The following is a 22,076-nucleotide window of genomic DNA, read 5'->3' as shown; positions in this document are numbered from 1 at the left end:
GATCATGGTTGGCGCCACGGGATGCCATCCGCCAGGGCGACTGGGGCCGGATCACCGATCTGGCTCGGGCGACGCTGGATCATAAGGAGGGGAGGGCTTTATGACGACGCTCACCGCCTCACCGGCCAGGCAGGCCCTTCAGACCCATTCTGCTGCCATTCGCTCCCTGCACCTGCGCGACCTGTTTGCTCAGGATCCAGAGCGCTTCGCCCGCTTCTCGATCAAGCTCGGGGATCTTCTGCTGGACTATTCCAAGCATAGGATTACGGCTGAAACCATGGGCCTTCTCCTCGATCTGGCGCGGGCCTCGGATGTGGAAGGCTGGCGCGACAGGATGTTCACGGGGGAGAAGATCAACACCACTGAGAACCGGGCCGTTCTCCATGTGGCTCTGCGTAATCGCTCCAACCGGCCGATTCTGGTTGATGGGGTCGACGTCATGCCGGGCATCGAAGCTGTCCTGGAGAAGATGCGGCTCTTCTCCGAGCGCATCAGGAGTGGCGATTGGCGCGGAGCCACGGGCGAGACCATCACGGACATCGTCAATATCGGCATCGGCGGCTCAGATCTCGGTCCCTTCATGGTCTGCGAGGCACTGAGGCCCTACCAGCAGCCGGACCTGCGCGCCCACTTCGTGTCGAATGTCGATGCGGCGCATCTCACCCATACGCTCGCCCGCCTCGATCCCGCGCATACCCTCTTCATCGTCGCCTCGAAGACCTTCACGACCCAGGAAACGATGACGAATGCCGCAAGCGCCCGGGCATGGCTGACCGGCGCCCTGGGCGAGGATGCGGTCGCCAGGCACTTTGTCGCCGTCTCGACCAATGCCCCCGAGGTGGCGCGTTTCGGCATCGACACGGCCAACATGTTCGAGTTTTGGGACTGGGTCGGAGGACGCTACAGCCTGTGGTCCGCTGTTGGCCTGCCAATTGTCCTGGCTGTCGGGTTCGAGCGCTTCATCGAGTTGCTGGAGGGCGCCCATGCAATGGACCAGCACTTCCGCAGCGCCCCGCTCGAGCAGAACATGCCGGTGATCATGGGGCTGCTCGGTATCTGGTATCGCAACTTCTTGGGCGCTTCGACCCTGGCCCTGCTGCCGTACGATCAGCACCTGCATCGCTTCGCCGCCTACTTCCAGCAGGGGGACATGGAGAGCAACGGCAAGTCCGTGCGCCGGGACGGCAGACGGGTGGATTATGCCACGGGTCCGATTATCTGGGGTGAGCCGGGCACGAACGGCCAGCACGCCTTTTTCCAGCTCCTCCATCAGGGCACGGAGCTGATTCCGGCAGACTTTCTCGCTGCTGTGGAGAGTCAAACGCCATTAGGAGACCATCACGAGAAGCTTCTCGCCAACTTCCTGGCCCAGACCGAAGCTCTCGCCTTCGGCAAGACCGAGAGCGAAGTTAGGGCCGAGTTGCAGAAACGGGGCCTATCGGGTGAGGCCCTGGAAGCACTCGTGCCTCACCGGGTGTTCGAGGGCGACCGGCCGACGACATCGATCCTTTACCGGAAGCTGACGCCGCACAGGCTCGGCTCCCTGATCGCGCTCTATGAGCACAAGATTTTCGTTCAAGGCGTCATCTGGGGGATCAACAGCTTCGACCAATGGGGTGTCGAACTCGGCAAGGAACTCGCATCACGGATCCTGCCGGAACTCCGGAGCAATGGAACGGGGACTAGTCACGACAGTTCGACAAACGGCCTGATCAACCATATCAAACGATTGCGAAACGAATAGTATCCCATCAGCGAAGCGCTGATTGCTCGCTCCATTCGCCGGGCTGTCAGGGCAGCTAGTATTCAAGCCCAGCTAGGTGTTCCCGGCATGTGGTGGATTGGATTGAGCCTGAAGTGTTTTGGCTCGGCTGTCCAGATCTTGCAGATGTACTCGTAGGGGGTGAGGCCCTTCAGGGTCTTCAGACGCCGGCCGAAGTTGTAGGCTGAGATGAAGTCATCGAGGTGCGGCCGCAGCAGGTCATGGCTGTCGTAGTGGTAGCGTTTGACCGTCGCGTCCTTGAGGGTGCGGTTCATCCTCTCGACCTGTCCGTTCGTCCAGGGATGGTTGGTCTGGGTGAAGCGGTGCTCGATGCCGTTCTCGCGGCAGCGCATGTCGAACATGTGCGTGACGTAGCGGGCGGTCGGGCCATCAGCATAGCGCGGGGCAGCCGGAACTGGATGCCGTCGTCCTTGCGGAAGCGGGCGATGGCCTTGTGATCCGGCTGGAGTTGGCCGGTCAACCACATTAGCTCGAGGTTGCGGCCGGTCTCCTGCTCGAGGCTGCGGCTGGACGGGATGCGGTTGAGATAACCGTAGAGATAAATCTTGAGCAGGGCCGCCGGATGATAGGCCGGGCGGCCTGTCGCCTGCGGAACAACTCCGTGGAAGCCCAGCGCGGCCAGGTCGAGTTCCTCGACAAAAGCGTCGATCCCCGCACCGGATTGTCGTCGCTGACGTACTCGTCGAGGCAGGCGGGGAACAGGGTTCCTTGGCTGCGCTCCTGGCCTTGGACAAACCGCTTCATCGCGATCCCTCCAGTCCATTCAACCGCACCAGACTACCAGATCCCGCGTTTTGACACAGCCTCGACCCTGAGCAGAAATTCGGTAGGATTCTTGGTTGTAGTGCTTGGCAGCGCCGGGAGCCGGTTAGGATGTCGTGAGTTGTTGCCGGCGCCGAGCGTTATCTCCTCTCTTCGAGCTCGGTATTCAACGCGCAGCCCAGAGCATGCCGCGCTTGAGGATAGTACGCATTTGCGGCACCTCGAACTCCTTCGCCACATGGCCGAGGGAGCTGTAAAAGACCCGCCCCTCTCCATAGCGTCGCTTCCACACAACCGGCATGACCACATCCTTGGTCCAGTAGGCATGCTCGCCGGAGAACGTCGTCGTGGCCAACACCTCGTTCGAAGGGTCAACGTGCATGTAGTACTGCTCGGAATGGTAGTCGAAGTCCCGGATCCCCTCCATGATCGGATCGTCAGGTCGGGTGATGTTCACGCGATAGTCGACGATGTTGCCGGGATGGGCGACCCATTGGCCACCGCACATGAACTGGTACTCGACAGCCTCACGGAAGGCGTCGCACATGCCGCCATGGTAGCCAGCCAGGCCGACGCCGCTGCGGACAGCCGCCGTGAGATTGCTCAGCTCCTCCTTTTCGATTTTCGACATGGTGTAGATCGGAACGACCAAGCTCATATCGGACAGACCGGGATCTGCGAAAGCCTCGGTCGAGTTCTCAACATAGACCTTGAAGCCCTCCTCCTCGAGCATACCGGCGATGATGGAGGCGCACTGTTCCGGCTCGTGCCCGCTCCAGCCACCCCATACAATCAGTGCCTCGCGCATTCTCTTACCTCCCACTTTTCCGTTTGGTTTCTAGTCCAGCAAGCCGAACTGAAGCGTCGTCGGCAGCATGGTCGGCCGTTCGGGTCGCGATTCGATGGTGACGTGCGTTCCTCGATCCGAGGACACCTGGAATGCCTCCATGACCTCGAGCGCATGGAAGGCGAGCTCGCCGGACGCACGGTGGGGACGTCCGGATCGGATGGCATGGGCCATGTCGGCGACGCCAATGATCCGGTAGTTCCCGCTCGCGTATGGATGCTCGGTCGGCTGTTCCGTCCAATCCTTTGCCGCGGTGGCAAGCTCGATGGCGCCGAAGAAGCGGTTGGGATCGGGCACGCTGAGGCTGCCCTCCGTCCCGTACAGCTCGATCGGTCTGTGGCGGTGTCGGGGCACATCGAAGCTCATCGCGATCGAGACGACTGCCCCGGAGACGAACTCAAGCGTCCCTGCAACGTGCGTTGCCACCTCCACGGGGATCAGCGTGCCCTTCAACGGCTCGCTGGTGATCTCGCGCTCGGACCTGGCGCGGGATGCAATGCCCGCCACTCTGGCAACAGGGCCAATCAGGTTCACAAGAGCCGTGATGTAGTAAGGTCCCATGTCCAGCATCGGCCCACCGCCTTTGGCGTAGTAGAAGGCAGGATTAGGATGCCAGCGTTCATGGCCGGGGCACATGAAGAAGGCGCTGCCCGCCAAAGGACGGCCGATCGCTCCCTCGTCGATGAGCTTGCGGCAGGTTTGGTGCGATCCACCGAGGAACGTATCAGGCGCACAGCCGACGCGTAGCCCTCGCTCCTTGGCCATTCGGAGGAGTGGGCGCGCCTCGGCCGTCGTGAGTCCGAGAGGCTTTTCCGAGTGAACGTGCTTGCCGGCTGCAAGCGCCCGCAGGCCGACCTCCACGTGGGCGGCAGGGGTCGTGAGGTTGACCACGATCTGGATGGACGGATCGACAAGCATCTCGTCTACCGACATCGCCCGGAGCCCAAACTGGGATGCACGCGCTTCGGCCGCCTCTGGCCGGATGTCGGCGATCCCCTTAATGTCAAGGATCGGAAAGTATGATGCTGCCTTGAGGTAGGCCTCGCTGATATTCCCGCACCCGATGATGCCGATGCCCAAGCGTTCCATGTTTTCTCCCTTTGTCTTTGCCGATGGCGCTAGCGTTTCTTGGCAGGTCCGGTCGTCCCCCAAGGTGCGCCGTAGAGATCGCGCAGGGTCAAGGCGGCGGCGCCTCGAGCCCAGGTGTCGTCGTTGGACTCATGAACCACAATTTCGGTGACACCGGCGATCGTCTCAGGCGTTGCGGCCTGAACCGCATCACGCAAGGGCTTGAGGAGGAGATCCCCTGCCTGGAGGGCCGACCCGGCGAGAATGACCTTTGGCGGCGCGAACAGGGTGATCAGGTTTGCGATAGCAATCCCCAGGGCACGCCCGGCCTCTTCGAAGATCTTCGAAATCCGCCCGTCGCCGGCTTGGGCGAGCGAAACGGCATGCTCCATGCCACGCGTCCCGCGAAGGAGTTTTTCTTGCGGCGTTCCGCGGGCAAGATCGGCCGCTGCGGATAGGATCGCGGTGGTGGATGCGATCCCGGCGAGGCGCCCTGGGCGGGACCCATTCCCGATGCTGCCATTCGGTGACACGATCAGATCACCCAAATCCGGGCTGAGTCCATTCGCCCCGCGAAAAAGCTCGCCACCGTGAACAATGCCGAGTCCGATCGTGTGCTCGATGGAAACAACCAGAAAGTCACTGAGATCTCGACCGTGGCCGAACCATTGCTCAGCGAGGGTGATCAGGTTGACGTCGCTGTCGACTGACGTCGGCACATTCAGGCGCTCCTGGAGGTCGACACCGAGCTTGAGATCGCGTTCGGAAAAGATTGGGCTGTAACGGCAGATGCCGGAGGCACGTTCAACGATTCCTGGCACTCCAAGGCAGAGACTGTTGATATTCTCAACCAGCAGGCCCGCTGCCTCGATGCAGGACCGGACGCCGTCCTCCACAAGATCCAGAATGACCGAGGCAGGTTGGCGATCAACTCTGATTGGAATCGATACCGTGCTGAGGACGTCTGCCTGGAAGTTGGTGACCGCGATAGTGATCTTATTAGGAGAGAGCTTCGCACCGCAGACTGATGCCGCCGCCGGATTAAGCTCGAGCATGATGCGCGGCCGTCCGCGCACCTGGTCAGGGGTGGGAGCGACTTGGCGCGGGACGATCAGGCCGTCCTCGAGGAGGGCCGCCGTGATCGCTGAGACGGTCGTGGGGCTGAGTTCCGTCTGCTCCGAAATCTCCACGCGCGAGATCGAGCCGGAGCGGCGGATGGCGTCCATGACAAGGAAGCGATTGATCGCCCGCATCAACTCGGGATCGGCTGTCTTTGCGGCACCGTCCGCCGGCATGGGCATTCCTTTTTAATGCGGATACCGTATTTATTAGTGCCCATTGCGACATGTCAATGATCCGTGTGACCCTGCAAGCCCTAAGCTTGCTTGAAAATCTGCTTGACAGTCCCCTGTGTGCCGTTCACGTTTTAATTTGCTACCCAAAATAAAAGGGCGAAAAGCCCGGCAGAGGAAACACCGAGGAGAACAGCAATGAGCTATAAAAAGCTGATGCTTGCGGCTGCGTGCGCGATCACGGCCTCATGCAGCGGAATGACTGCGGCGCTCGCCGACATTACCGTCAGGATGCTCCATGTCGAGCAGAACCAGCAGATCAGCGGGTTCTGGAACGACATCGCCCGGCGGTATGAGGCCTCCCATCCGGGCGTGAAAGTGGACATCCAGTATCTGGAAAACGAGGCCTACAAGAAGAAGCTGACTACGCTTCTGCAATCGTCGGATCGACCGAACATTATCTATAGCTGGGGTGGAGGCGTCCTGCGCGACCAGGTCAAGGCAGGCGTCATTGAAGACCTGACGCCCGTTATGGACCAGTCCTGGAAGGCCCGCTTCGTTCCAGTGGCGGTCCAGGCCTACACCATCAATGACAAGATCTACGGCGTGCCGATGCACACTTCCCAGGTGGGCTTCTTCTATAACAAGGATCTTTTCGCGAAAGCAGGTGTGGACGCATCCTCGGTCAAGACCTGGGATGACCTGCTTGGTGCGGTGAAGAAGTTCCAGGCAGCCGGGATCACGCCGCTCATCACGGGCGGAGCCGACAAGTGGCCGGTGCATTTCTACTGGTCGCACCTGGCCATTCGGATTGGCGGCAAGGAGGCCTTCGAGGCTGCCCTGCGCGGCGAGGGCAAGGGCTTCGCCGACGCGACCTTCGTCCGGGCCGGCGAGCTGTTCAAGCAGCTGGCGGACCTCAAGCCCTTCCAGCCAGGCTTCCTTGGGGCGACCTATCCTCAATCGGCAGGCCAGTTCGGCGACGGCAAGGGCGCCATGATGCTCATGCTGAACGGCCTTCTCGGCAGCATGAAGGCCAACTCGGCCGACAAGGTGGGCATTCCAGACGACAAGCTCGGCTGGTTCCCCTTCCCGACTGTCTCAGGAGGCAAGGGTGATCCGGGCGACACCCTGGGTGGCCTGAACGGCTGGCTGGTGACAAAAGGATCGCCGAAGGAGGCGGCCGACTTCCTGAAGTTCTTCTCAGAGGCGGAGAACCAGCGGCAGGCTGCCGAACGTGGCTTCTACATCCCCATTGTGGTCGGCACGCAGGAGGCAATCAAGCATCCAATCCTGCGCCAGCTTGCAGAGAACGTGGCCAAGTCCAAGTATCATCAGATCTTCTACGATCAGGCCCTCGGCCCATCGGTGGGCGCCGTGGTCAATGACATCTCGGCCGATCTTGCCGCCGGACGGATGAAACCGGTAGAAGCGGCCGAGTCGGTCCAGCAGGCCTGGGAACTCGCCCAGTAACATAGCCAATCCCGGAAGAGCGGCCGGGGCCGCTCTTCCCTGTCGAATGCTCAGGGAGGGAACGATGGCTACGAGCGTCACGGGTGGGGCGACCAGGACTGTCTTCCAGGCACCGTCATGGCTGCGTATGCCCTCGACGGGCGTAGGCGGGTCTACGGCCGTCGTGCTGCTGTTCCTGCCGCCGGCGCTGTTCCTTTTTACGCTCTTCGTCGCGCTGCCGATGGGAGAGGCCGCCTGGTACAGCTTCTACAACTGGAATGGGTATGGATCGCCGACGGAATTCGTCGGATGGCGGAACTTCGAACTCCTGTTCGCGAACCGCGCGTTTCGCATCGCGCTGACGAACAATCTGCTCATCGTTGTGGTGTCGCTGGCAATCCAACTTCCGCTCGCGTTGGCGATGGCTGTCCTCCTCGCAGACCGTGTGCGGGGGACGGCGACCTTCCGGCTCATCTTCTTCCTGCCCTACATCCTGGCAGAGGTTGCCGCCGGTCTCATCTGGCGCTTCGTCTATGACGGCGAGTACGGCCTTCTCGCGAAGCTGTGGGAGCTGTTCGGGGCCACGCCGCCCCACATCCTCGCCGAACCCGATCTCGCTATCTATGCCATCATGGTGGTCGTGGTCTGGAAGTACTTCGGCTTCCACATGATGCTGTACATCGCAGGACTCCAGCAGATCGACCGCAGCCTGTACGAGGCCGCGCATATTGACGGCGCGACAGGCTGGCAGATCTTCAGGCGGATCACGGTGCCGCTCCTCGGGTCGACGATTCGCCTCTCCGTCTTCTTCGCCATTCTCGGATCGATCCAGCTCTTTGACCTCATTATGCCCCTGACCAAGGGCGGTCCCTCGGACAGCACCCAGACCATGGTGACCTACCTCTACACCTACGGCGTCACCAGGATGAGGATCGGCTTCGGCAGTGCGGTTGGTGTAGTTCTGTTCCTGATCTGCGTCGTCTTCGCCTTCGGCTACAAACGGGTCCTCATGCGCCATGACTAGCTCCGCTGCCCGCTACGATACGCCGGTCACCATCGCTCCGGTCCTTCGGTACGCCATTCTCTTTATTGTCGCCGGGGGCGTGCTGATCCCGTTACTGACCACGGCCCTGGGTGGGTTCAAGTCGCTCGGCGACTTGAGGGTCAATCCATTCGGGTTGCCCAGCCAGTGGGAATGGATGAACTACTGGGAGATCCTTGCGAGCGGCCGTTACTGGCAGTTGATGGGGAACTCTCTGATTATCGCGGTGCTCACGGTCATCCTGACCGTTGCTGCTTCCGCGATGGCTGCATTCGTGTTCGTGCATGTCCGCTTCTTCGGCGCGACCTTCCTCCTGAACTACCTCCTCCTCGGGCTGATGTTCCCGGCAGCTACCGCGATCCTGCCGCTCTTCATCAAGATCCGTGATCTCGGTCTTCTCGATACCTACTGGGGCGTGGTGCTGCCCCAGGTCGCCTTCGGCCTGGCGATGAGCATCCTCCTGTTCCGCAACTCCTTCCGGCAGATGCCGAAGGACCTCTTCGAAGCGGCCGTGATCGACGGCTGCGGCTACTTCCGGTTCTTCTGGTATGTGATCCTGCCGTTGTCGCGACCCATCCTCGCGACGGTGGCTGTCATCGTCTTCGTCCACAGTTGGAATAACTACCTTCTCCCGCTTGTCGTACTGAACCGCGATACGCTCTATCCGTGGCCCCTTGGGATCATGGTCTATCAGGGCGAGTATTCTACGGACTGGAACCTCATCCTGGCGTTCATCACGCTCACGATCCTGCCGGCGATCATCATGTTTTTCGCGGCACAAAGACATATCGTTGCAGGATTGATGGCGGGGTCGGTCAAGGGATGAGGATAGGCATATCTTGGGCTCGTTGCATCAACGGCCATAACCAAGGAAGACATTGATATGGCGCCTGTCGAAATCCGGAATGTGAAGAAGGCGTATGGGTCCGCGCAAGTGATCCATGGCGTATCGGTCGATATCCACGACGGGGAGTTCGTCATCCTGGTTGGACCCTCGGGCTGCGGAAAATCCACGCTGCTGCGCATGGTGGCGGGGTTGGAAAACATCACCGGCGGCGAGATCCGCATCGGATCGCGAGTGGTCAACAACATGGCCCCTAAGGACCGCGACATCGCCATGGTGTTCCAGAATTACGCGCTCTATCCGCACATGACGGTGGCAGCCAACATGGCCTTCTCGCTCATGCTGAAGAATGCACCCAAGAGCGAGATCGCCACCAAGGTCAACCGTGCGGCCGAAATCCTTGGCCTCACCAAGCTCCTCGACCGGTATCCACGCCAGCTCTCGGGCGGGCAGCGCCAGCGCGTCGCCATGGGCCGCGCCATCGTGCGCGATCCGCAGGTCTTCCTGTTCGACGAGCCGCTCTCCAACCTCGATGCCAAGCTGCGCGTCTCGATGCGCGGCGAGATCAAGGCGCTGCACCAGCGATTGAAGACGACCACCATCTACGTGACGCATGATCAGATCGAGGCTATGACCATGGCCGACAAGATTGTGGTGATGCACGACGGCATCGTCGAGCAGATCGGTGCCCCACTCGAGCTCTACGACAGACCGACGAACCTGTTCGTGGCCCAATTCATAGGCTCTCCGGCCATGAACATTCTGGAAGGCCATGTCGCGTCTTCCGGCTTTGCGATGGGCGACCTGATGCTTCCGGTCCAGAACGCGCCGGCGGCTTCCGTCGGACGGCCGGCCTATTACGGCATCCGGCCCGAGCACTTCCAGCTCCGGCAGGACGGCATTCCAGTCGAGGTGGCTGTGGTCGAGCCCACCGGCTCGGAGACGCAGGTGGTCGCGAGAGCGGGGGGGCGCGAGATCACCTGCGTGTTCCGCGAGCGCATCAGCGCCCGACCCGGCGAGATCATCCATATCGCACCCGATCCCTTGCTCGTGCACCTCTTCGACACAGAAACCGGCAAACGCATCAACTAGGCTTACAGCACTCTCTATTAAGGCAATGGGGCTGACGCTTGCGTGAAGATCTGACGCTGGCAAAAGTTGTCGATAATCCGCCGATGTTTGCCTTGGGGGGCGCCTTGCCAACACCAGCGCCGTCGATCATCGCCTTGCCGCGTTCGGGCAATCCAGGTCCGGGCCGAGGTAACCGAAATCGCGAATGCCGCCTGATCCAACCCCGAACGACAATCGGTGTATCCTTCTCCAGCAATTTGACGGTGCCTGTGGAGGAGCTGATCCGGAGAGAGCGGGCCAACCCGCACGGTTATAGCGGCTACTCCGTTCTTGAGCGATGAGGCCCTGCCGGAGGCCGCGAGGAATGGCTGATGAGGCGCTTATGAGAAGAAAGCCCAGTCGTCTTCAGACAGATATTCCTTCGCCCGCTCAGGGATGAGCTCGACTCCCATGCCCGGCCTGTTGGGAACCTCGATCATGCCGTTCTGAACGATGGGGTTGGGGAGCCCTTCCACGATTTCGCTCCACCATGACGGATCCGCGGTTGTGTACTCAAAGGCGATGAAGTTGCCGGGAAGCGTTGCGCTCACCTGGATCAGGGCCGCGAGACCGAGAAGGCCGTTCGCGGTGCCATGAGGGGCGATTGTGATGCCATGCAGGTCGGCGAATTCGGCAACCCATTTCAGCTCGGCAATGCCCCCGACATCGGCGGGGTCTGGCCCGATCACATGCACCGCATTCGTTTGGATGAGCTCCTTGAAGTTCTGCCGCAGATAGATCTGCTCCCCTGTGTGAATCGGGGTGACGGAGGCGCGGGTCAGCTCGCGATAGACGCCCGCATTGACCCAGGGCGTATAGTCGCCCGACAGCACGTCTTCGATCCAGAGGAGGTTGAATGGCTCAAGCATCCTGGCGAGTCGAATGGCATCGCCAAGCATCCAGCCGGGACCGCAATCGAGCGCCAAGCCCACATTGTTTCCCGTCACCTCCTTCATGGCGGCGACGCAGTCCACCAGGTGGCGGAGCCCCTTCTCCGTCACAGGGCCACGGTCGAGAGCGCCATGGAAAGGGCTGGCGTTCGGTTCGCCATAATAGAAGTTCGGAACCTCCCGCTTCATCGGGGAATGAAAGCCGATGGGCTGCTTGAAGATGGTGAACCCCTCAGGGAGTGCCATCATCTTACGTATGTCGTCCGCATAATCTTCCGGTCTGTGGCCCGCGAGAGGGAAGCGGATCGAGCCATTGTAAACACGCACCTTGTCGCGGACCTTGCCGCCGAGCAGCTTGTGAACGGGCAGGCCTGCGGCCTTGCCGGCCAAGTCCCACAGCGCCATCTCAACGGCGCTGACCGCCGCTCCCCATGGCTTGAACCCCCCACGCTGCCTGATCTTGAGCATGACCCGCTCGACGAGAGTGGGATCCTCGCCGATCAGCGCCTCGCGCAAAGCAAGGATGTGCGGCTTCAGGTAATGTTTCCATGTCTCGGCCTGGGCATAGCCCGAGATACCTTCGTCCGTGACGATCCGCACGACCGGGCTCTTGCCGATGATGGCGCACTTGAGATCAACGATCTTCATTCACTTTTCCTCGGGGCTAGGTCGGCATGGCATCCGAAATGGCGCGCCCGGTATCGATGGCGGCCATGCGAATCTCCTCCATGCGGCTCGGCTCCGCGCCCGCCAAGAAGGGCACGCTGACGGCAGCCGCCAGCCTGCCGGTCTTGAAAAAGACCGGAGCCGCGAAGGCATAAATGCTGGGGGCGCTTTCACCTTTGTCCTGTGCCCAGCCAAGACGCTTGATCCGCGCCAGTTCGGCGCGAAGACGCTTCGGATCGGTGATGGTCTTGCTGGTATAGGCGGGGAGCGGATCGGCTAGCCACTGGTCCAGGTCCTGCGGCTCGACATGTGAAAGCAGAAGCTTGCTAGCCGCACTCGCGTGGACCGGCATGCGCTGGCCCGGCTTCACCGTGAGCGCGTATTCCCGCCGCCCTTGCGAGGCGGCCACCACGATGATCCCTTCTTCGTCGATGACGCTCAGCTTGACGCCCTCGCCCAAGTCGGCCGAGAGCCTATCCAGGAAAGGCTGACTGAATGCCGCGATATCGAAGTCGCTTGCCCGAGACGCAACGTGAGACGCCAAGGTCAACAGCCTCCGGCCGAGACTGTAGGCCCCTGCCTTGTCCCGGTGCACGATCTCATGGCGCTGCAGGGTGTTGAGGATGCGGTAGACGGCCGTTCGGGGCAGGTCGAGACGATCGGTCAACTCCCGGATCGTCAGGGCGGTGCCGTTGCTGTGCTCAAGGGCCTCCAGAACCTCCATCATGCGATCGATGGCAGGGATCGTATGTTTGTTTTCTGCGTCCTGCGCGATGTCGCTCATCGTTCTTCCGGTCTGCTATTGACAAGTATAGATCGACCATTACCATACATATTTGAACTTTCAAAGTTCATATTTGAACAAATAAGTGCCCAGCCGGGCCTACGAGGGAGGACGCGGAACATGAAGCTGAAGAGCGGAGCTGCATTCAGGATCCGGGTGCGAGGCGTATCGGCGAGGGTGGCGCTGTCATGCTGACGGTCTCGTCAATCGCCCATGTCGCCATCCGCGTAAAGGACATCGCGCGCACGCTCGATTTCTACACGAACAAGCTCGGCTTCGCGGAAATGATGCGCCTAGACCGCGACGGACGGTTATGGCTCGTCTACCTTCGAATAACGGACGACCAGTTCCTGGAAGTGTTCCCGGAGGGTGAGGGCGAACGTGCCGCCGACCGCGAGGCTGTCGGCTATAACCACATGTGCCTTTCTGTTCCCGACATCGATGAGGCAGTGCGTGAGCTCGAGGCGAGCGGCGTCCCCTTAATCCGTCCCAAGACCTTGGGGGCCGACGGTAACTGGCAGGCCTGGATCGAGGATCCTGATGGTCACCGGATCGAGCTCATGCAGATAGGGTCGGACAGCATGCAGGCGGCAGCCATCCAGCGGCTGAAACAGGCATAGGATAACTCGGCCAACGTCGCCCACTGGGCGGCTTGAGGGGCATTTCGCTTGAATGTTCGGCTGCGGAATTGGCTGGTCCTGCTCCTCGGCTGACCGTCTTTTGGGACACCATGTGGCGGGCTGATTGTTTCGGATCAGCCGGCGAAATGTCTCCGCAGAACACAATCATAACTGGCATCAGGAAACGCGCGGCTGATCGAGCCGGAGGGAACTTAGATGAAAATCGTGGCGCAGAAGGTGTTCATCGCAAACGTCTCACGGACGAACTTCGTGTTCGTCAAGCTCTATACTGACGAGGGCTTGGAGGGGATCGGCGAGGCGACGCTGGAGTGGAAGACGAAAACCGTTGTCGCGGCCCTTGAAGAGCTGGAGCGTGTGCTGATCGGGCGCGACCCGTTTGCCGTGGATGCAATCATCGAACAGCTCCATCGGGACAGCTACTGGCGCACGGGCGCGGTCTTTCGCACGGCTCTCGGGGCAATCGAGGCAGCGCTGCTGGACATCAAGGGCAAGGCGCTTGGCGTACCAGTCTTCGAGCTGCTGGGCGGCAAGTTCCGAGACCGGGTGGCATGCTATGCCAACCACTGGTTCTTCGGATCCGAGACGCCTGAGCAATACGCAGCCAACGCCCGCAATGCCGTTGCCATGGGATATCGGGCCCTCAAGTGGGACCCGTTTGGTGCCGCCGACCTGGAAATGGACCGGCAACAGCGCCGCACGACGATCGAGATCGTGGAGGCGGTGCGTGATGCCGTCGGACCCGATATCAACCTGATGCTCGACGTTCATGGCCGGCTGAATGTCCCCACGGCCATCGCCATGTGCAAGGCTCTCGAGCGTTACGACCTGACTTGGATTGAGGAGCCGACGCCGCCGGAAAGCATCGATGCCCTGGCCGAAGTCCGTGCCAACAGTCCAGTTCCGATCGCAGCCGGCGAGCGCTGGTTCGAGCCTTCCCGGTTCATCGAGGCCCTGAACAAAAAGGCCGTCGATATCCTTCAGCCGGATGTCTCCCATGCGGGCGGCCTCGGCGAGACGAAACGGATCGCGCATCTGGCGCACAGCCATCTGATCCCCGTCGCGCCGCATAATCCGGTGGGGCCCGTCATGAATGCCATGACACTCCATATGTCGGTCGCGATCCCGAACTTCTCGGTCTTCGAGACGGTCTCTGTGGACGTTCCATGGCGCAAGGAGCTGGTGCGCGAGACCCTGCAGTTCGAGGATGGATACATTCTCGCGCCGACGGCTCCCGGCCTCGGTGTCGAGCTGATCGAGGACGCATGCGCGCGGTTTCCATATGAAGACCATGACGTGCCGCTATTCGATGGGACCATCAACACGCGCGGAATTGCCACCGGTGCAAAGACGTTTTGAGGATCGGGACTTCTAAAAGGCCTGGGCTGTTGATGAAACGGTAAGCCTCCGAGGGCTGTGATGAGTGAGAGGTTGCTGATAAAGAATGGGCGCCTTCTCGATCCCTCTTCCGGGCGCGACGAGATCGTGGATGTCGCGATAGCGAACGGCAAGATAGTAGGTCTTGCTCCCTATATCGATGCCAACGGACACCACGTTATCGATGCGACTGGTGCTCTCGTCGTGCCGGGCCTGGTCGATCTGCACACCCATGCCTATTGGGGTGGCACTTTGCTCGGCGTGAATGCCGACAAGGTTGGTCCCCGCAGTGGCGTGACAACGTGGGTCGATTGCGGCTCTAGCGGAGCGGCAACCTTCGAAGGGTTCTTCCATCACGTGATCAAGCCGAGCCGGCTGCGGATCATTCCCTTCATCAACCTGTCCTATATTGGTCTCACCCAGGCCGGCAATTTGAGCATCGACGTCGGCGAGCTGTTCGATTGGCGGTTCGCCGATCTTCGCGAGCTGCGACGCATCAAAGCGGAATTCGGATCCGTCATCGCAGGCCTGAAGCTGCGGGCCAGCAATAACGCCTGTGGCGCAAACGGTCCTATCGTGCTGCCGCTTGCGCGGGAAGCGGCGGACCTTCTCGAAGTGCCGCTGATGATCCATATCGGAGCCGCTCCGCCGACGATCGATGAAGTTCTTCCTTATCTCAAGGCCGGCGATATTCTGACCCATGTCTACAATCCGTCGGTCGGTGGGTGCGTCCTCGACGAGCGCATGCGCCTGCGGCCGTCGGTGCGCGAGGCGATCGCCCGTGGCGTCAAGATGGATGTGGGGCATGGCGGCGCGAGCTTCTCGTTCGAGGTTGCAAGGGCCGCCATCGAACAGGGCCTGCTTCCGGATGCCATCAGCACGGATATTCACGCGCACAACATCAACGGCGTCGTCAAAGATCTTCCGCACGTCATGGCCAAGTTCATATCGCTTGGCTTCTCCCTGGAGCAAGTGCTCAGGCTGACGACATGCTCCGCGGCCGACATTCTCGGGCGACCGGACCTTGGCAGGATTGAGCTTGGAAGGGAGGCAGATCTTGCCGTGTTCCACGTTCGGCACGATCCCGTCCAGGTCTACGACTCTCTCGGCGCAAGCAGGGAGGCGACAACCACACTGGAGTGCACGCTGACGCTGTGTAAAGGACGGATCGTCAACACGTTCGATGACGGGCGGGCTGAGGGCCGGACATACTCATAGGCAAAGGGCAGGGAACGCCGAGATTGCGTTGATCGGCAGTATTCGCGGTCTCTCTGATGCCCTAGCGGTGAAGTAACCCAAGATAATTGGTTGACATCCATCGCACTTGGCCCATAACTTTAGGTAAATTGAATTGGCCTTGTTCAAATATGAACACAACGAGAAACCAATCAGCTGGACCATCCAGTTCGCCGCCGCATCCGCAGAATGATGCAGAGTGGGTTCTTAAGGGAGGAGTGAGAATGAAAAAATCGAAGCGTTCCGTTGTTCTTCTGGCAGCTTCCATGCTGGCGCTCTCGGCCGGCAGCTGCCTTGCCGGTGACGTGGTGTGGTGGACGCCCAATTGGGGTGAGGCGCGGGCCCGTGACCTGGCCGACAAGTTCATGAAGGCGAACCCGGACACCAAGATCAAGATCGAGGTGACGACGTCCGATGGGTTGCCACAGCGCGTGCTGACCACGCTGCAATCGGGTGCTGCGCCGGATATCATCGAGGTGCAGCACGGGTGGGTGAACGGCTACGCCCAGAACAACCTCGTTATCCCGCTCGATGACACGCTGCAGGACCGGAGCGATTATGTTCCCGCCGCGCTCGACTACGTAACCTGGAATGGGAAGCTCTGGGCGATCCCCTACCGCATCGAAACGCTCGCGGTGATCTACAACAAGGGCCATTTCAAGGGAGCGGGGCTCGACCCTGAGAAGCCGCCGCAGACCTGGGACGAGTTCGTGAAAGCCGCGACCGCTCTGACCCGTGAGGGACGGTTCGGCTTTGCGATCACGGGTGGCGGCGAAGTTGGCAACACGATCTTCCGTTCGCTGCCCTTCATCTGGATGAATGGCGGAGACATCATCTCGAAGGATGCCAAGGCGGCCCTCGTCAACAAGCCCGAGGCTGTTGAAGCGGTGAAGTTCTATACGGACTTCTACAAGAAGAAGATCTCTCCATCATCGACGCTGGAGAATGACGGCATCGCCAATCGGCGTCTCTTCATCGCTGAGAAGGTATCGATGTACCAGGCTGGTCAGTTCGACCTTGCTTCGATCAAAAAGGAAAATCCGAAGATCGACATTGGCGTGATGCAAATTCCCCATCCGAACGGCAAGGATACGGCAGCTATTCTGGGCGGCTGGAGCTTCATCGTCCCGAAGAGCGCGAAGAATCCGGCAGAGGCAAAGAAGTTCATCCAGTTCCTGAACACGTCGGAGAACCAGGGCTATTTCACGGATACGTTCCCGGCTCGCATTTCGTCGATGAAGCTGCCTCGTTTCGATGATCCGATTCTTGCAGGCTTCAAGGCAATGCTGCCTTATGGACGTCCTGCACCAAGCCATAAGAACTGGGTCCAGATCACGCAGGCCTACTTCAACAACATCCAAGGCATCATGCTCGGCAAGGAGGAGCCGCAGGAGGCCATGGACAACGCGGCCGACGATATCCAGTCCCTGCTCGACGAGTAGTTCTCACGAGCCCGAGCTCCAGGATCCAGCGGCGTGACGCCGCTGGAAACTCCCTTCTGCTATCCGAGGACGGTCTCATGTCTCGTCAATCGACAGGCTATTGGTTCATTTTGCCTGCATTGGTGGTCCTGGCGATGCTGATTGCGTATCCTGTCGCCTATACGGGTCTGCTCAGCGTCACTGACAGCCAGTCCAATTTCGTCGGCGTCAAGAACTTCGCCACCGTTCTCCGCTCCCGCACCACGCCCCAGGCCTTCTGGAATACGCTCTACTGGGTCGGCGGCTCCATCGTCTTCCAGGTCCTGCTCGGGACCGCGACCGCGATCCTGCTCAATCAGCGCTTTCCAGGACGCTCCGTCGTGCGCTCGATCGCCCTCATTCCCTGGGTCATCCCCAGCATCGTGGCGGCCACCACATTTGCGTGGATGTTCCACACCGAGTTCGGCATCATCAACTACATGATGACCGCGCCCGGCCTGATCGAGCAACCCATCGGGTGGCTCACCAACCGTGACACCGTCATGCCGGTGCTCATCGCCATCAATGTCTGGAAGCTTTTCCCCTTCGTCGCCGTCATGGTGCTGGCCGGCCTCCAGTCTATTCCCAAGGAGCTCTATGAGGCCGCGCGCGTCGACGGCGCCAACTTCTGGGAAGAGGTGCGCCACATCATGCTGCCGCAGGTGCGGCCGGTCCTGGTTGCGGTGACGCTGCTTCTGGTGATCTGGGGGCTCAACTCCATCACCATCATCTATGCCATCACCCGCGGCGGCCCGGCCAACAGCACCCTGATTACACCGATCCAGATTTTCCGCATCGCATTCGAGAACGTGCAGTTCAACCAAGCCGCGGCCTTGTCCGTGATGTTCTTCGCCGTCGCGATTCTGATCGTGTTCTTCTACATCAAGGCACTCGCCGCAGCCCCGGGAGAGGCGCGATGACCACGAATGCTCACGTGCTGCCGCCCAAGCAGGCCGCTGCAGCGGAAAACACGCCGTCGTCCGGGAAGAAGGCCGGCAAGCTGGAACGCACCGGGCTTGGCACCCCCTTCATCGTCATCGGCTGCATCCTGCTGGTGGTGATCTGCCTCTTTCCCTTCTGGTGGATGAGCATCTCGTCCATCAAGACCCTGCGCGAGCTCTATACCGTTCCCCCGATCTGGTGGCCGGCGGCGCCCACTTGGGACAACTACCACAAGGTTCTCTTTGAATCGAACATCCCGCGCTACTTCCTCAACAGCGTGATCATCTCGGTCGGATCCACCGGGCTGGCGCTGTGTCTGGCCGTGTTTGCGTCCTACGGGTTCGCCCGGTTCGACTTCAAGGGCAAGCCGCTCTTCCAGGCCTTCGTGCTCGTCGGTCAGCTGCTGCCCACCGCGGCCATCATCGTGCCGCTGTTCGTGACGCTGCGCGTGTTGGGGCTGGTGAACACCTACTGGGGGCTGATCCTGGTCTACATGATCATCACGCTGCCGCTCTCGGTATGGATGCTGACCAGCTACTTCAAGGCGATCCCGGTCGAACTCGACGAGGCGGCGATCATTGACGGCGCCTCCCGCGTGGGCGTGCTGTTCCGCATCACGCTTCCTCTGTCGACGCCTGGGATCGTGGCGGTGGTGGTGTACTCGTTCGTGACCACCTGGAACGAGTTCATCTTCGCGCTGTGCTTCGCCAGCGACTCTTCGGTCAAGACGCTGCCGATCGGGCTGGCGGAGTTCTCGACGGAGTTCAACACGGATTGGGGCGCGGTCATGGCGGCATCCGTGGTCATGACGCTGCCGATCGCGCTTTTGTTTCTGTCGATGCAGCGCCTGTTCGTGGGCGGCCTGACCGCCGGCGCCACCAAAGGATGAGCAGCAACCCATGACAAGCATTGCAAACCCCATTCCGGCCATCGGTCTCGGGACGTTCGGAAGAACCGGAGATGCCGGGATGGCAAGCATCTTGGCGGCCTTCGAGATCGGCTACAGGCATATCGATACGGCTCAGAGCTACAATACCGAGGAGCTTGTCGGCGAAGCCTTTCGCCGGTCCGGGCTGCCCAGGGGACAGGTCTTCATCACGACGAAGGTTGCCGACACGAAGCTCGACAAGGCGAGCTTCATGCCAAGTGTCGAAAAGAGCTTGGAGGCACTCGGCCTCGACCATGTCGATCTGCTTCTCATCCACTGGCCATCTCAGAACGATGCGGTGCCCTTCGAACACTACATGACCGAGCTCAAGAGGGCGCAAGATCTCGGTCATACCCGCTTCATCGGGGTCTCGAACTTCCCGATCGCATTGTTGGAGCAGACACGGGCACTTCTCGGGGAAGGGGCAATCGTCACCAACCAAGTGGAAATTCATCCTTACCTGCAGGCGCCACAACTATCGAACTATGCACGCTCGATCGACCTTCCTCTCACGGCATACCAGCCTCTCGCACAAGGGGATGTGAGATCCGATCCTGTGTTGTCCGGCATTGCAGAGCGTCATGGAGTCACCCCGGCTGCAATCGCCCTCGCTTTCCTGATGGCAGAAGGCCATGCCGTCATTCCGGCTTCCTCGAATGCCGTCAACCTGCGTGAGAACATGCGATCCGTCGGTGTGCGCCTCTCCGACGACGAGATTGGGCGGATCCGGGCCCTCAACCGTGGCGAACGGCGCATCAATCCGGCCAAATCGCCGCGGTGGGATGATTAGTTTCGAGCCGGACTGGGAGGAGACATCATGGGTACGGTATCCGTCAGAAACGTGCGCAAGACCTATGGGGCAGTGCCGGTGCTGCACGGCGTCTCGGTTGACATCAAGGACGGTGAGTTCGTCGTCCTTGTCGGCCCGTCCGGTTGCGGGAAGTCGACGCTTCTGCGCATGATCGCGGGCCTTGAGGACATATCCTCGGGCGCGATCGCAATCGACGACCGCATTATCAATGCGCTGCCGCCGAAGGAGCGCGACATCGCGATGGTCTTCCAGAGCTACGCGCTCTATCCGCACATGACGGTGGAAGCGAATATGGGCTTCTCGCTGAAGCTCGCGGGACGACCTAAGGAGGAGATCCGTACGCGGGTTCTGCAGGCGGCTCGCATGCTGGCCCTCGAGAACTACCTCGATCGCTATCCGCGGCAATTGTCGGGCGGCCAGCGGCAGCGCGTGGCGATGGGCCGCGCGATGGTGCGCAATCCCAAGGTCTTTCTGTTCGACGAACCGCTCTCCAACCTTGATGCCAAGCTGCGCGTGCAGATGCGGTCGGAGATCAAGCACAACCATCAGAGGCTTGGGACGACCACCGTCTATGTCACGCACGATCAGATCGAGGCGATGACCATGGCGGACAAGATCGTCGTCATGCACGACGGCATTGTCGAGCAGATCGGCGCTCCTCTCGAACTCTATGACAAACCGGCCAACCTGTTCGTAGCGCAGTTCATTGGCTCACCGGCCATGAACGTGATCACGGGCAAGGTCAGAGGCGGCAAGTTCCGGATTGGAGATGATGCGGCGATTTCCCTACCGGTTACAGGCCATGACCTCGAGGGCAGGGACGTCACCATCGGCATCAGGCCGGAGCAAGTGGTTCTCGACCCGCAAGGTTTGCCGGCCCAGGTGACGACCGTTGAGCCGACAGGCGCGGAAACCCATGTGGCGCTGCGCCTCGCCGGGCAGCATGTTGTGGCGCTGTTCCGCGAACGCGTTGCGCTGTCGCCGGGGGATCGCGTCTCCATCGCGCCTGATCTCGAACGCATCCATATCTTCGACAGCCATAGCGGCCAGCGGATCGAGCCTTTTGCGAGCAGGCTGGCGTCATGACGACATGACCGGCCTTCAGCTCATCGTCAATCACATCCCAACGTGAGGATTTCAGAGTGCAACCCATCCCTCAGATCAAAGATATTGTGCGGCCTCCGCGCGAGCTTTCGGACGCGCTGGCGAAGATCGGAACAGCCACTGCGAGCAGCGAGCTCAGCCTGATGGGAATTCGTGACCCGCAGATCCGTGGTCCGCTACCACTCAAGCAAGGGAAGTCCGTTGCCGGCCCTGCGCTGACCTTGCAATGCATGCCCAAGCGCGAGGATCTCTACGGGACCAACGAATACGAAAATCCCGAACTGCAGCTGCACCGGCACGTGCTCTACCCGGCCCAGGCGGGTGACATGGTGATCGTCGACGCGCGCGGGGATATGGCGAGCGGCATCTTCGGGGAGATGATGCTGACGTTCTTCGCCGGCAGAGGCGGGGCCGGCGTGGTGGTCGATGGCTGCATCCGGGACTCTGCCAAGGCCAAGGAATTGGATCTCGGAATCTGGGTGAGAGGCGTGACGCCGAACTATCATGCCCAAACGAACCTGATCCCATTCGCGGTCAATGTTCCGATCGCCTGCGGCAACGTCCTGGTCATGCCAGGAGACATCGTCGTCGCTGATGACGACGGCGTCGTGGTCATCCCTGTCGCGCTTGCGCCGAAGCTCATCGAGGTGGCAAGCGAGCATGCCGAATGGGAGGAGTTCGCCCGCTATCGCCTGTCCCAGGGTGGCGACTTGCGGAAGTACTATCCGCTGACTGAAGAGGTGCAAGAGGAATACATCGCGTGGCGCAACGCCCAGAATGGATTTGCCCACACATGAGCACCGCCGGTCTTTCACGCCGGGAAGGGCGGCTCTCGATCGGATGCCTGTCCCGTCCGCAAAGACATGTCGTGAAGCCGTTCGCAATCGGGGGACTACGATGATCAGCGATGTGGCTGTTACGCTGGACGAGCGTTTTCAACGGCTCGTGAATCCGACCGCTCGGCTTGAGAAGCTCGCGGAAGGCTGCCGTTGGGCGGAAGGCCCCGCCTATTTCCCGGCTGGCCGCTATCTCGTCTGGAGCGA

At 60.8% G+C, this 22,076-nt stretch carries 20 protein-coding genes and 3 pseudogenes; 16 read left to right on the top strand and 7 right to left on the bottom strand.

Going from position 1 to position 22,076, the window contains the following annotated elements; all coding sequences use genetic code 11:
- Positions 1–100: 100 nt before the first annotated feature.
- A complete protein-coding gene (gene pgi, locus DC522_RS26880; protein ID WP_116531636.1) occupies positions 101–1,744 on the top strand; it encodes a glucose-6-phosphate isomerase in 1,644 nt (547 codons plus the stop codon).
- Positions 1,745–1,806: 62 nt separating this feature from the next.
- Here the strand turns inward: pgi and DC522_RS26875 are convergent.
- The 5 genes and pseudogenes from DC522_RS26875 to DC522_RS26855 form a co-directional block, all read right to left on the bottom strand.
- A pseudogene (locus DC522_RS26875) lies at positions 1,807–2,127 on the bottom strand (integrase core domain-containing protein); the annotation flags it as partial.
- A 44-nt stretch (positions 2,128–2,171) separates the two neighbouring features.
- Positions 2,172–2,527 (bottom strand): annotated as a pseudogene (locus tag DC522_RS26870) (transposase); the annotation flags it as partial.
- Between the two features lie 184 nt (positions 2,528–2,711).
- Positions 2,712–3,353 (bottom strand): ThuA domain-containing protein, encoded by a 642-nt coding sequence (locus tag DC522_RS26865; protein ID WP_116531634.1) that lies wholly within the window; start codon positions 3,351–3,353, stop codon positions 2,712–2,714.
- A gap of 30 nt (positions 3,354–3,383) precedes the next feature.
- The gene (locus DC522_RS26860) at positions 3,384–4,481 is read right to left on the bottom strand and encodes a Gfo/Idh/MocA family protein (protein WP_116531633.1); all 1,098 of its coding nucleotides are present in this window, start codon (positions 4,479–4,481) and stop codon (positions 3,384–3,386) included.
- 29 nt (positions 4,482–4,510) lie between these two features.
- Entirely contained in the window at positions 4,511–5,755 is a 1,245-nt protein-coding gene (locus DC522_RS26855; protein ID WP_116531632.1) for an ROK family transcriptional regulator, read from the bottom strand.
- Positions 5,756–5,950: 195 nt separating this feature from the next.
- Here DC522_RS26855 and DC522_RS26850 point away from each other — a divergent pair, with 195 nt between their 5' ends.
- From DC522_RS26850 to DC522_RS34400, 5 genes are all read left to right on the top strand, one after another.
- Entirely contained in the window at positions 5,951–7,222 is a 1,272-nt protein-coding gene (locus tag DC522_RS26850; protein WP_116531631.1) for an ABC transporter substrate-binding protein, read from the top strand.
- A 127-nt stretch (positions 7,223–7,349) separates the two neighbouring features.
- Positions 7,350–8,225, top strand: a complete 876-nt coding sequence (locus tag DC522_RS26845; RefSeq protein ID WP_245444576.1) for a carbohydrate ABC transporter permease — start codon at positions 7,350–7,352, stop codon at positions 8,223–8,225.
- A complete protein-coding gene (locus DC522_RS26840) occupies positions 8,218–9,069 on the top strand; it encodes a carbohydrate ABC transporter permease (protein ID WP_116531629.1) in 852 nt (283 codons plus the stop codon). The genes DC522_RS26845 and DC522_RS26840 overlap by 8 nt, the downstream gene beginning before the upstream one ends.
- A 57-nt stretch (positions 9,070–9,126) precedes the next feature.
- Positions 9,127–10,179, top strand: coding sequence for an ABC transporter ATP-binding protein (locus DC522_RS26835; protein ID WP_116531628.1), 1,053 nt, complete (start codon positions 9,127–9,129; stop codon positions 10,177–10,179).
- Between the two features lie 38 nt (positions 10,180–10,217).
- Positions 10,218–10,499, top strand: coding sequence for a hypothetical protein (locus tag DC522_RS34400; protein ID WP_133239378.1), 282 nt, complete (start codon positions 10,218–10,220; stop codon positions 10,497–10,499).
- 39 nt (positions 10,500–10,538) lie between these two features.
- Here DC522_RS34400 and DC522_RS26830 read toward each other — a convergent pair whose 3' ends face one another.
- Both DC522_RS26830 and DC522_RS26825 read right to left on the bottom strand, forming a co-directional pair.
- Positions 10,539–11,735 carry a mandelate racemase/muconate lactonizing enzyme family protein gene (locus tag DC522_RS26830; RefSeq protein ID WP_116531627.1) on the bottom strand — a complete coding sequence of 399 codons (1,197 nt, stop codon included), beginning with the start codon at positions 11,733–11,735 and terminating at the stop codon, positions 10,539–10,541.
- A gap of 16 nt (positions 11,736–11,751) precedes the next feature.
- Positions 11,752–12,537, bottom strand: a complete 786-nt coding sequence (locus tag DC522_RS26825; RefSeq protein ID WP_116531626.1) for an IclR family transcriptional regulator — start codon at positions 12,535–12,537, stop codon at positions 11,752–11,754.
- Positions 12,538–12,725: 188 nt separating this feature from the next.
- On the opposite strand from DC522_RS26825, the gene DC522_RS26820 reads away from it, so the two are divergent.
- From DC522_RS26820 to DC522_RS36320, 10 genes and pseudogenes are all read left to right on the top strand, one after another.
- Positions 12,726–13,157 carry a VOC family protein gene (locus tag DC522_RS26820; protein ID WP_116531625.1) on the top strand — a complete coding sequence of 144 codons (432 nt, stop codon included), beginning with the start codon at positions 12,726–12,728 and terminating at the stop codon, positions 13,155–13,157.
- Positions 13,158–13,373: 216 nt separating this feature from the next.
- Positions 13,374–14,534 carry a mandelate racemase/muconate lactonizing enzyme family protein gene (locus DC522_RS26815; RefSeq protein WP_116531624.1) on the top strand — a complete coding sequence of 387 codons (1,161 nt, stop codon included), beginning with the start codon at positions 13,374–13,376 and terminating at the stop codon, positions 14,532–14,534.
- 60 nt (positions 14,535–14,594) lie between these two features.
- Complete coding sequence (locus tag DC522_RS26810) at positions 14,595–15,770, top strand: amidohydrolase/deacetylase family metallohydrolase (protein ID WP_116531623.1); 1,176 nt, start codon at positions 14,595–14,597, stop codon at positions 15,768–15,770.
- 242 nt (positions 15,771–16,012) lie between these two features.
- Positions 16,013–17,230, top strand: coding sequence for an ABC transporter substrate-binding protein (locus DC522_RS26805; protein ID WP_116531622.1), 1,218 nt, complete (start codon positions 16,013–16,015; stop codon positions 17,228–17,230).
- Positions 17,231–17,307: 77 nt separating this feature from the next.
- Entirely contained in the window at positions 17,308–18,168 is an 861-nt protein-coding gene (locus tag DC522_RS26800) for a carbohydrate ABC transporter permease (protein WP_116531621.1), read from the top strand.
- Positions 18,169–18,182: 14 nt separating this feature from the next.
- Positions 18,183–19,079 carry a carbohydrate ABC transporter permease gene (locus DC522_RS26795; RefSeq protein ID WP_245444574.1) on the top strand — a complete coding sequence of 299 codons (897 nt, stop codon included), beginning with the start codon at positions 18,183–18,185 and terminating at the stop codon, positions 19,077–19,079.
- A 10-nt stretch (positions 19,080–19,089) separates the two neighbouring features.
- Complete coding sequence (locus tag DC522_RS26790; RefSeq protein ID WP_116531619.1) at positions 19,090–19,908, top strand: aldo/keto reductase; 819 nt, start codon at positions 19,090–19,092, stop codon at positions 19,906–19,908.
- Between the two features lie 27 nt (positions 19,909–19,935).
- Entirely contained in the window at positions 19,936–21,015 is a 1,080-nt protein-coding gene (locus DC522_RS26785) for an ABC transporter ATP-binding protein (RefSeq protein ID WP_116531618.1), read from the top strand.
- 65 nt (positions 21,016–21,080) lie between these two features.
- A complete protein-coding gene (locus DC522_RS26780; RefSeq protein WP_116531637.1) occupies positions 21,081–21,830 on the top strand; it encodes a ribonuclease activity regulator RraA in 750 nt (249 codons plus the stop codon).
- A 100-nt stretch (positions 21,831–21,930) separates the two neighbouring features.
- Positions 21,931–22,076: pseudogene (locus DC522_RS36320) on the top strand (SMP-30/gluconolactonase/LRE family protein); the annotation flags it as partial.

Origin of the sequence: Microvirga sp. KLBC 81, from assembly GCF_003075415.1 — a bacterium.
Classification (GTDB): domain Bacteria; phylum Pseudomonadota; class Alphaproteobacteria; order Rhizobiales; family Beijerinckiaceae; genus Microvirga.
This window is presented reverse-complemented; position numbering and strand designations above follow the sequence as displayed.

Bases quoted from the DNA above. Each gene is read 5' to 3' on its own strand.
- pgi (WP_116531636.1), top strand. From the start codon at position 101: ATGACGACGCTCACCGCCTCACCGGCCAGGCAGGCCCTTCAGACCCAT.
- DC522_RS26865 (WP_116531634.1), bottom strand. From the start codon at position 3,353: ATGCGCGAGGCACTGATTGTATGGGGTGGCTGGAGCGGGCACGAGCCG.
- DC522_RS26860 (WP_116531633.1), bottom strand. From the start codon at position 4,481: ATGGAACGCTTGGGCATCGGCATCATCGGGTGCGGGAATATCAGCGAG.
- DC522_RS26855 (WP_116531632.1), bottom strand. From the start codon at position 5,755: ATGCCGGCGGACGGTGCCGCAAAGACAGCCGATCCCGAGTTGATGCGG.
- DC522_RS26850 (WP_116531631.1), top strand. From the start codon at position 5,951: ATGAGCTATAAAAAGCTGATGCTTGCGGCTGCGTGCGCGATCACGGCC.
- DC522_RS26845 (WP_245444576.1), top strand. From the start codon at position 7,350: ATGCCCTCGACGGGCGTAGGCGGGTCTACGGCCGTCGTGCTGCTGTTC.
- DC522_RS26840 (WP_116531629.1), top strand. From the start codon at position 8,218: ATGACTAGCTCCGCTGCCCGCTACGATACGCCGGTCACCATCGCTCCG.
- DC522_RS26835 (WP_116531628.1), top strand. From the start codon at position 9,127: ATGGCGCCTGTCGAAATCCGGAATGTGAAGAAGGCGTATGGGTCCGCG.
- DC522_RS26830 (WP_116531627.1), bottom strand. From the start codon at position 11,735: ATGAAGATCGTTGATCTCAAGTGCGCCATCATCGGCAAGAGCCCGGTC.
- DC522_RS26825 (WP_116531626.1), bottom strand. From the start codon at position 12,537: ATGAGCGACATCGCGCAGGACGCAGAAAACAAACATACGATCCCTGCC.
- DC522_RS26820 (WP_116531625.1), top strand. From the start codon at position 12,726: ATGCTGACGGTCTCGTCAATCGCCCATGTCGCCATCCGCGTAAAGGAC.
- DC522_RS26815 (WP_116531624.1), top strand. From the start codon at position 13,374: ATGAAAATCGTGGCGCAGAAGGTGTTCATCGCAAACGTCTCACGGACG.
- DC522_RS26810 (WP_116531623.1), top strand. From the start codon at position 14,595: ATGAGTGAGAGGTTGCTGATAAAGAATGGGCGCCTTCTCGATCCCTCT.
- DC522_RS26805 (WP_116531622.1), top strand. From the start codon at position 16,013: ATGAAAAAATCGAAGCGTTCCGTTGTTCTTCTGGCAGCTTCCATGCTG.
- DC522_RS26800 (WP_116531621.1), top strand. From the start codon at position 17,308: ATGTCTCGTCAATCGACAGGCTATTGGTTCATTTTGCCTGCATTGGTG.
- DC522_RS26790 (WP_116531619.1), top strand. From the start codon at position 19,090: ATGACAAGCATTGCAAACCCCATTCCGGCCATCGGTCTCGGGACGTTC.
- DC522_RS26785 (WP_116531618.1), top strand. From the start codon at position 19,936: ATGGGTACGGTATCCGTCAGAAACGTGCGCAAGACCTATGGGGCAGTG.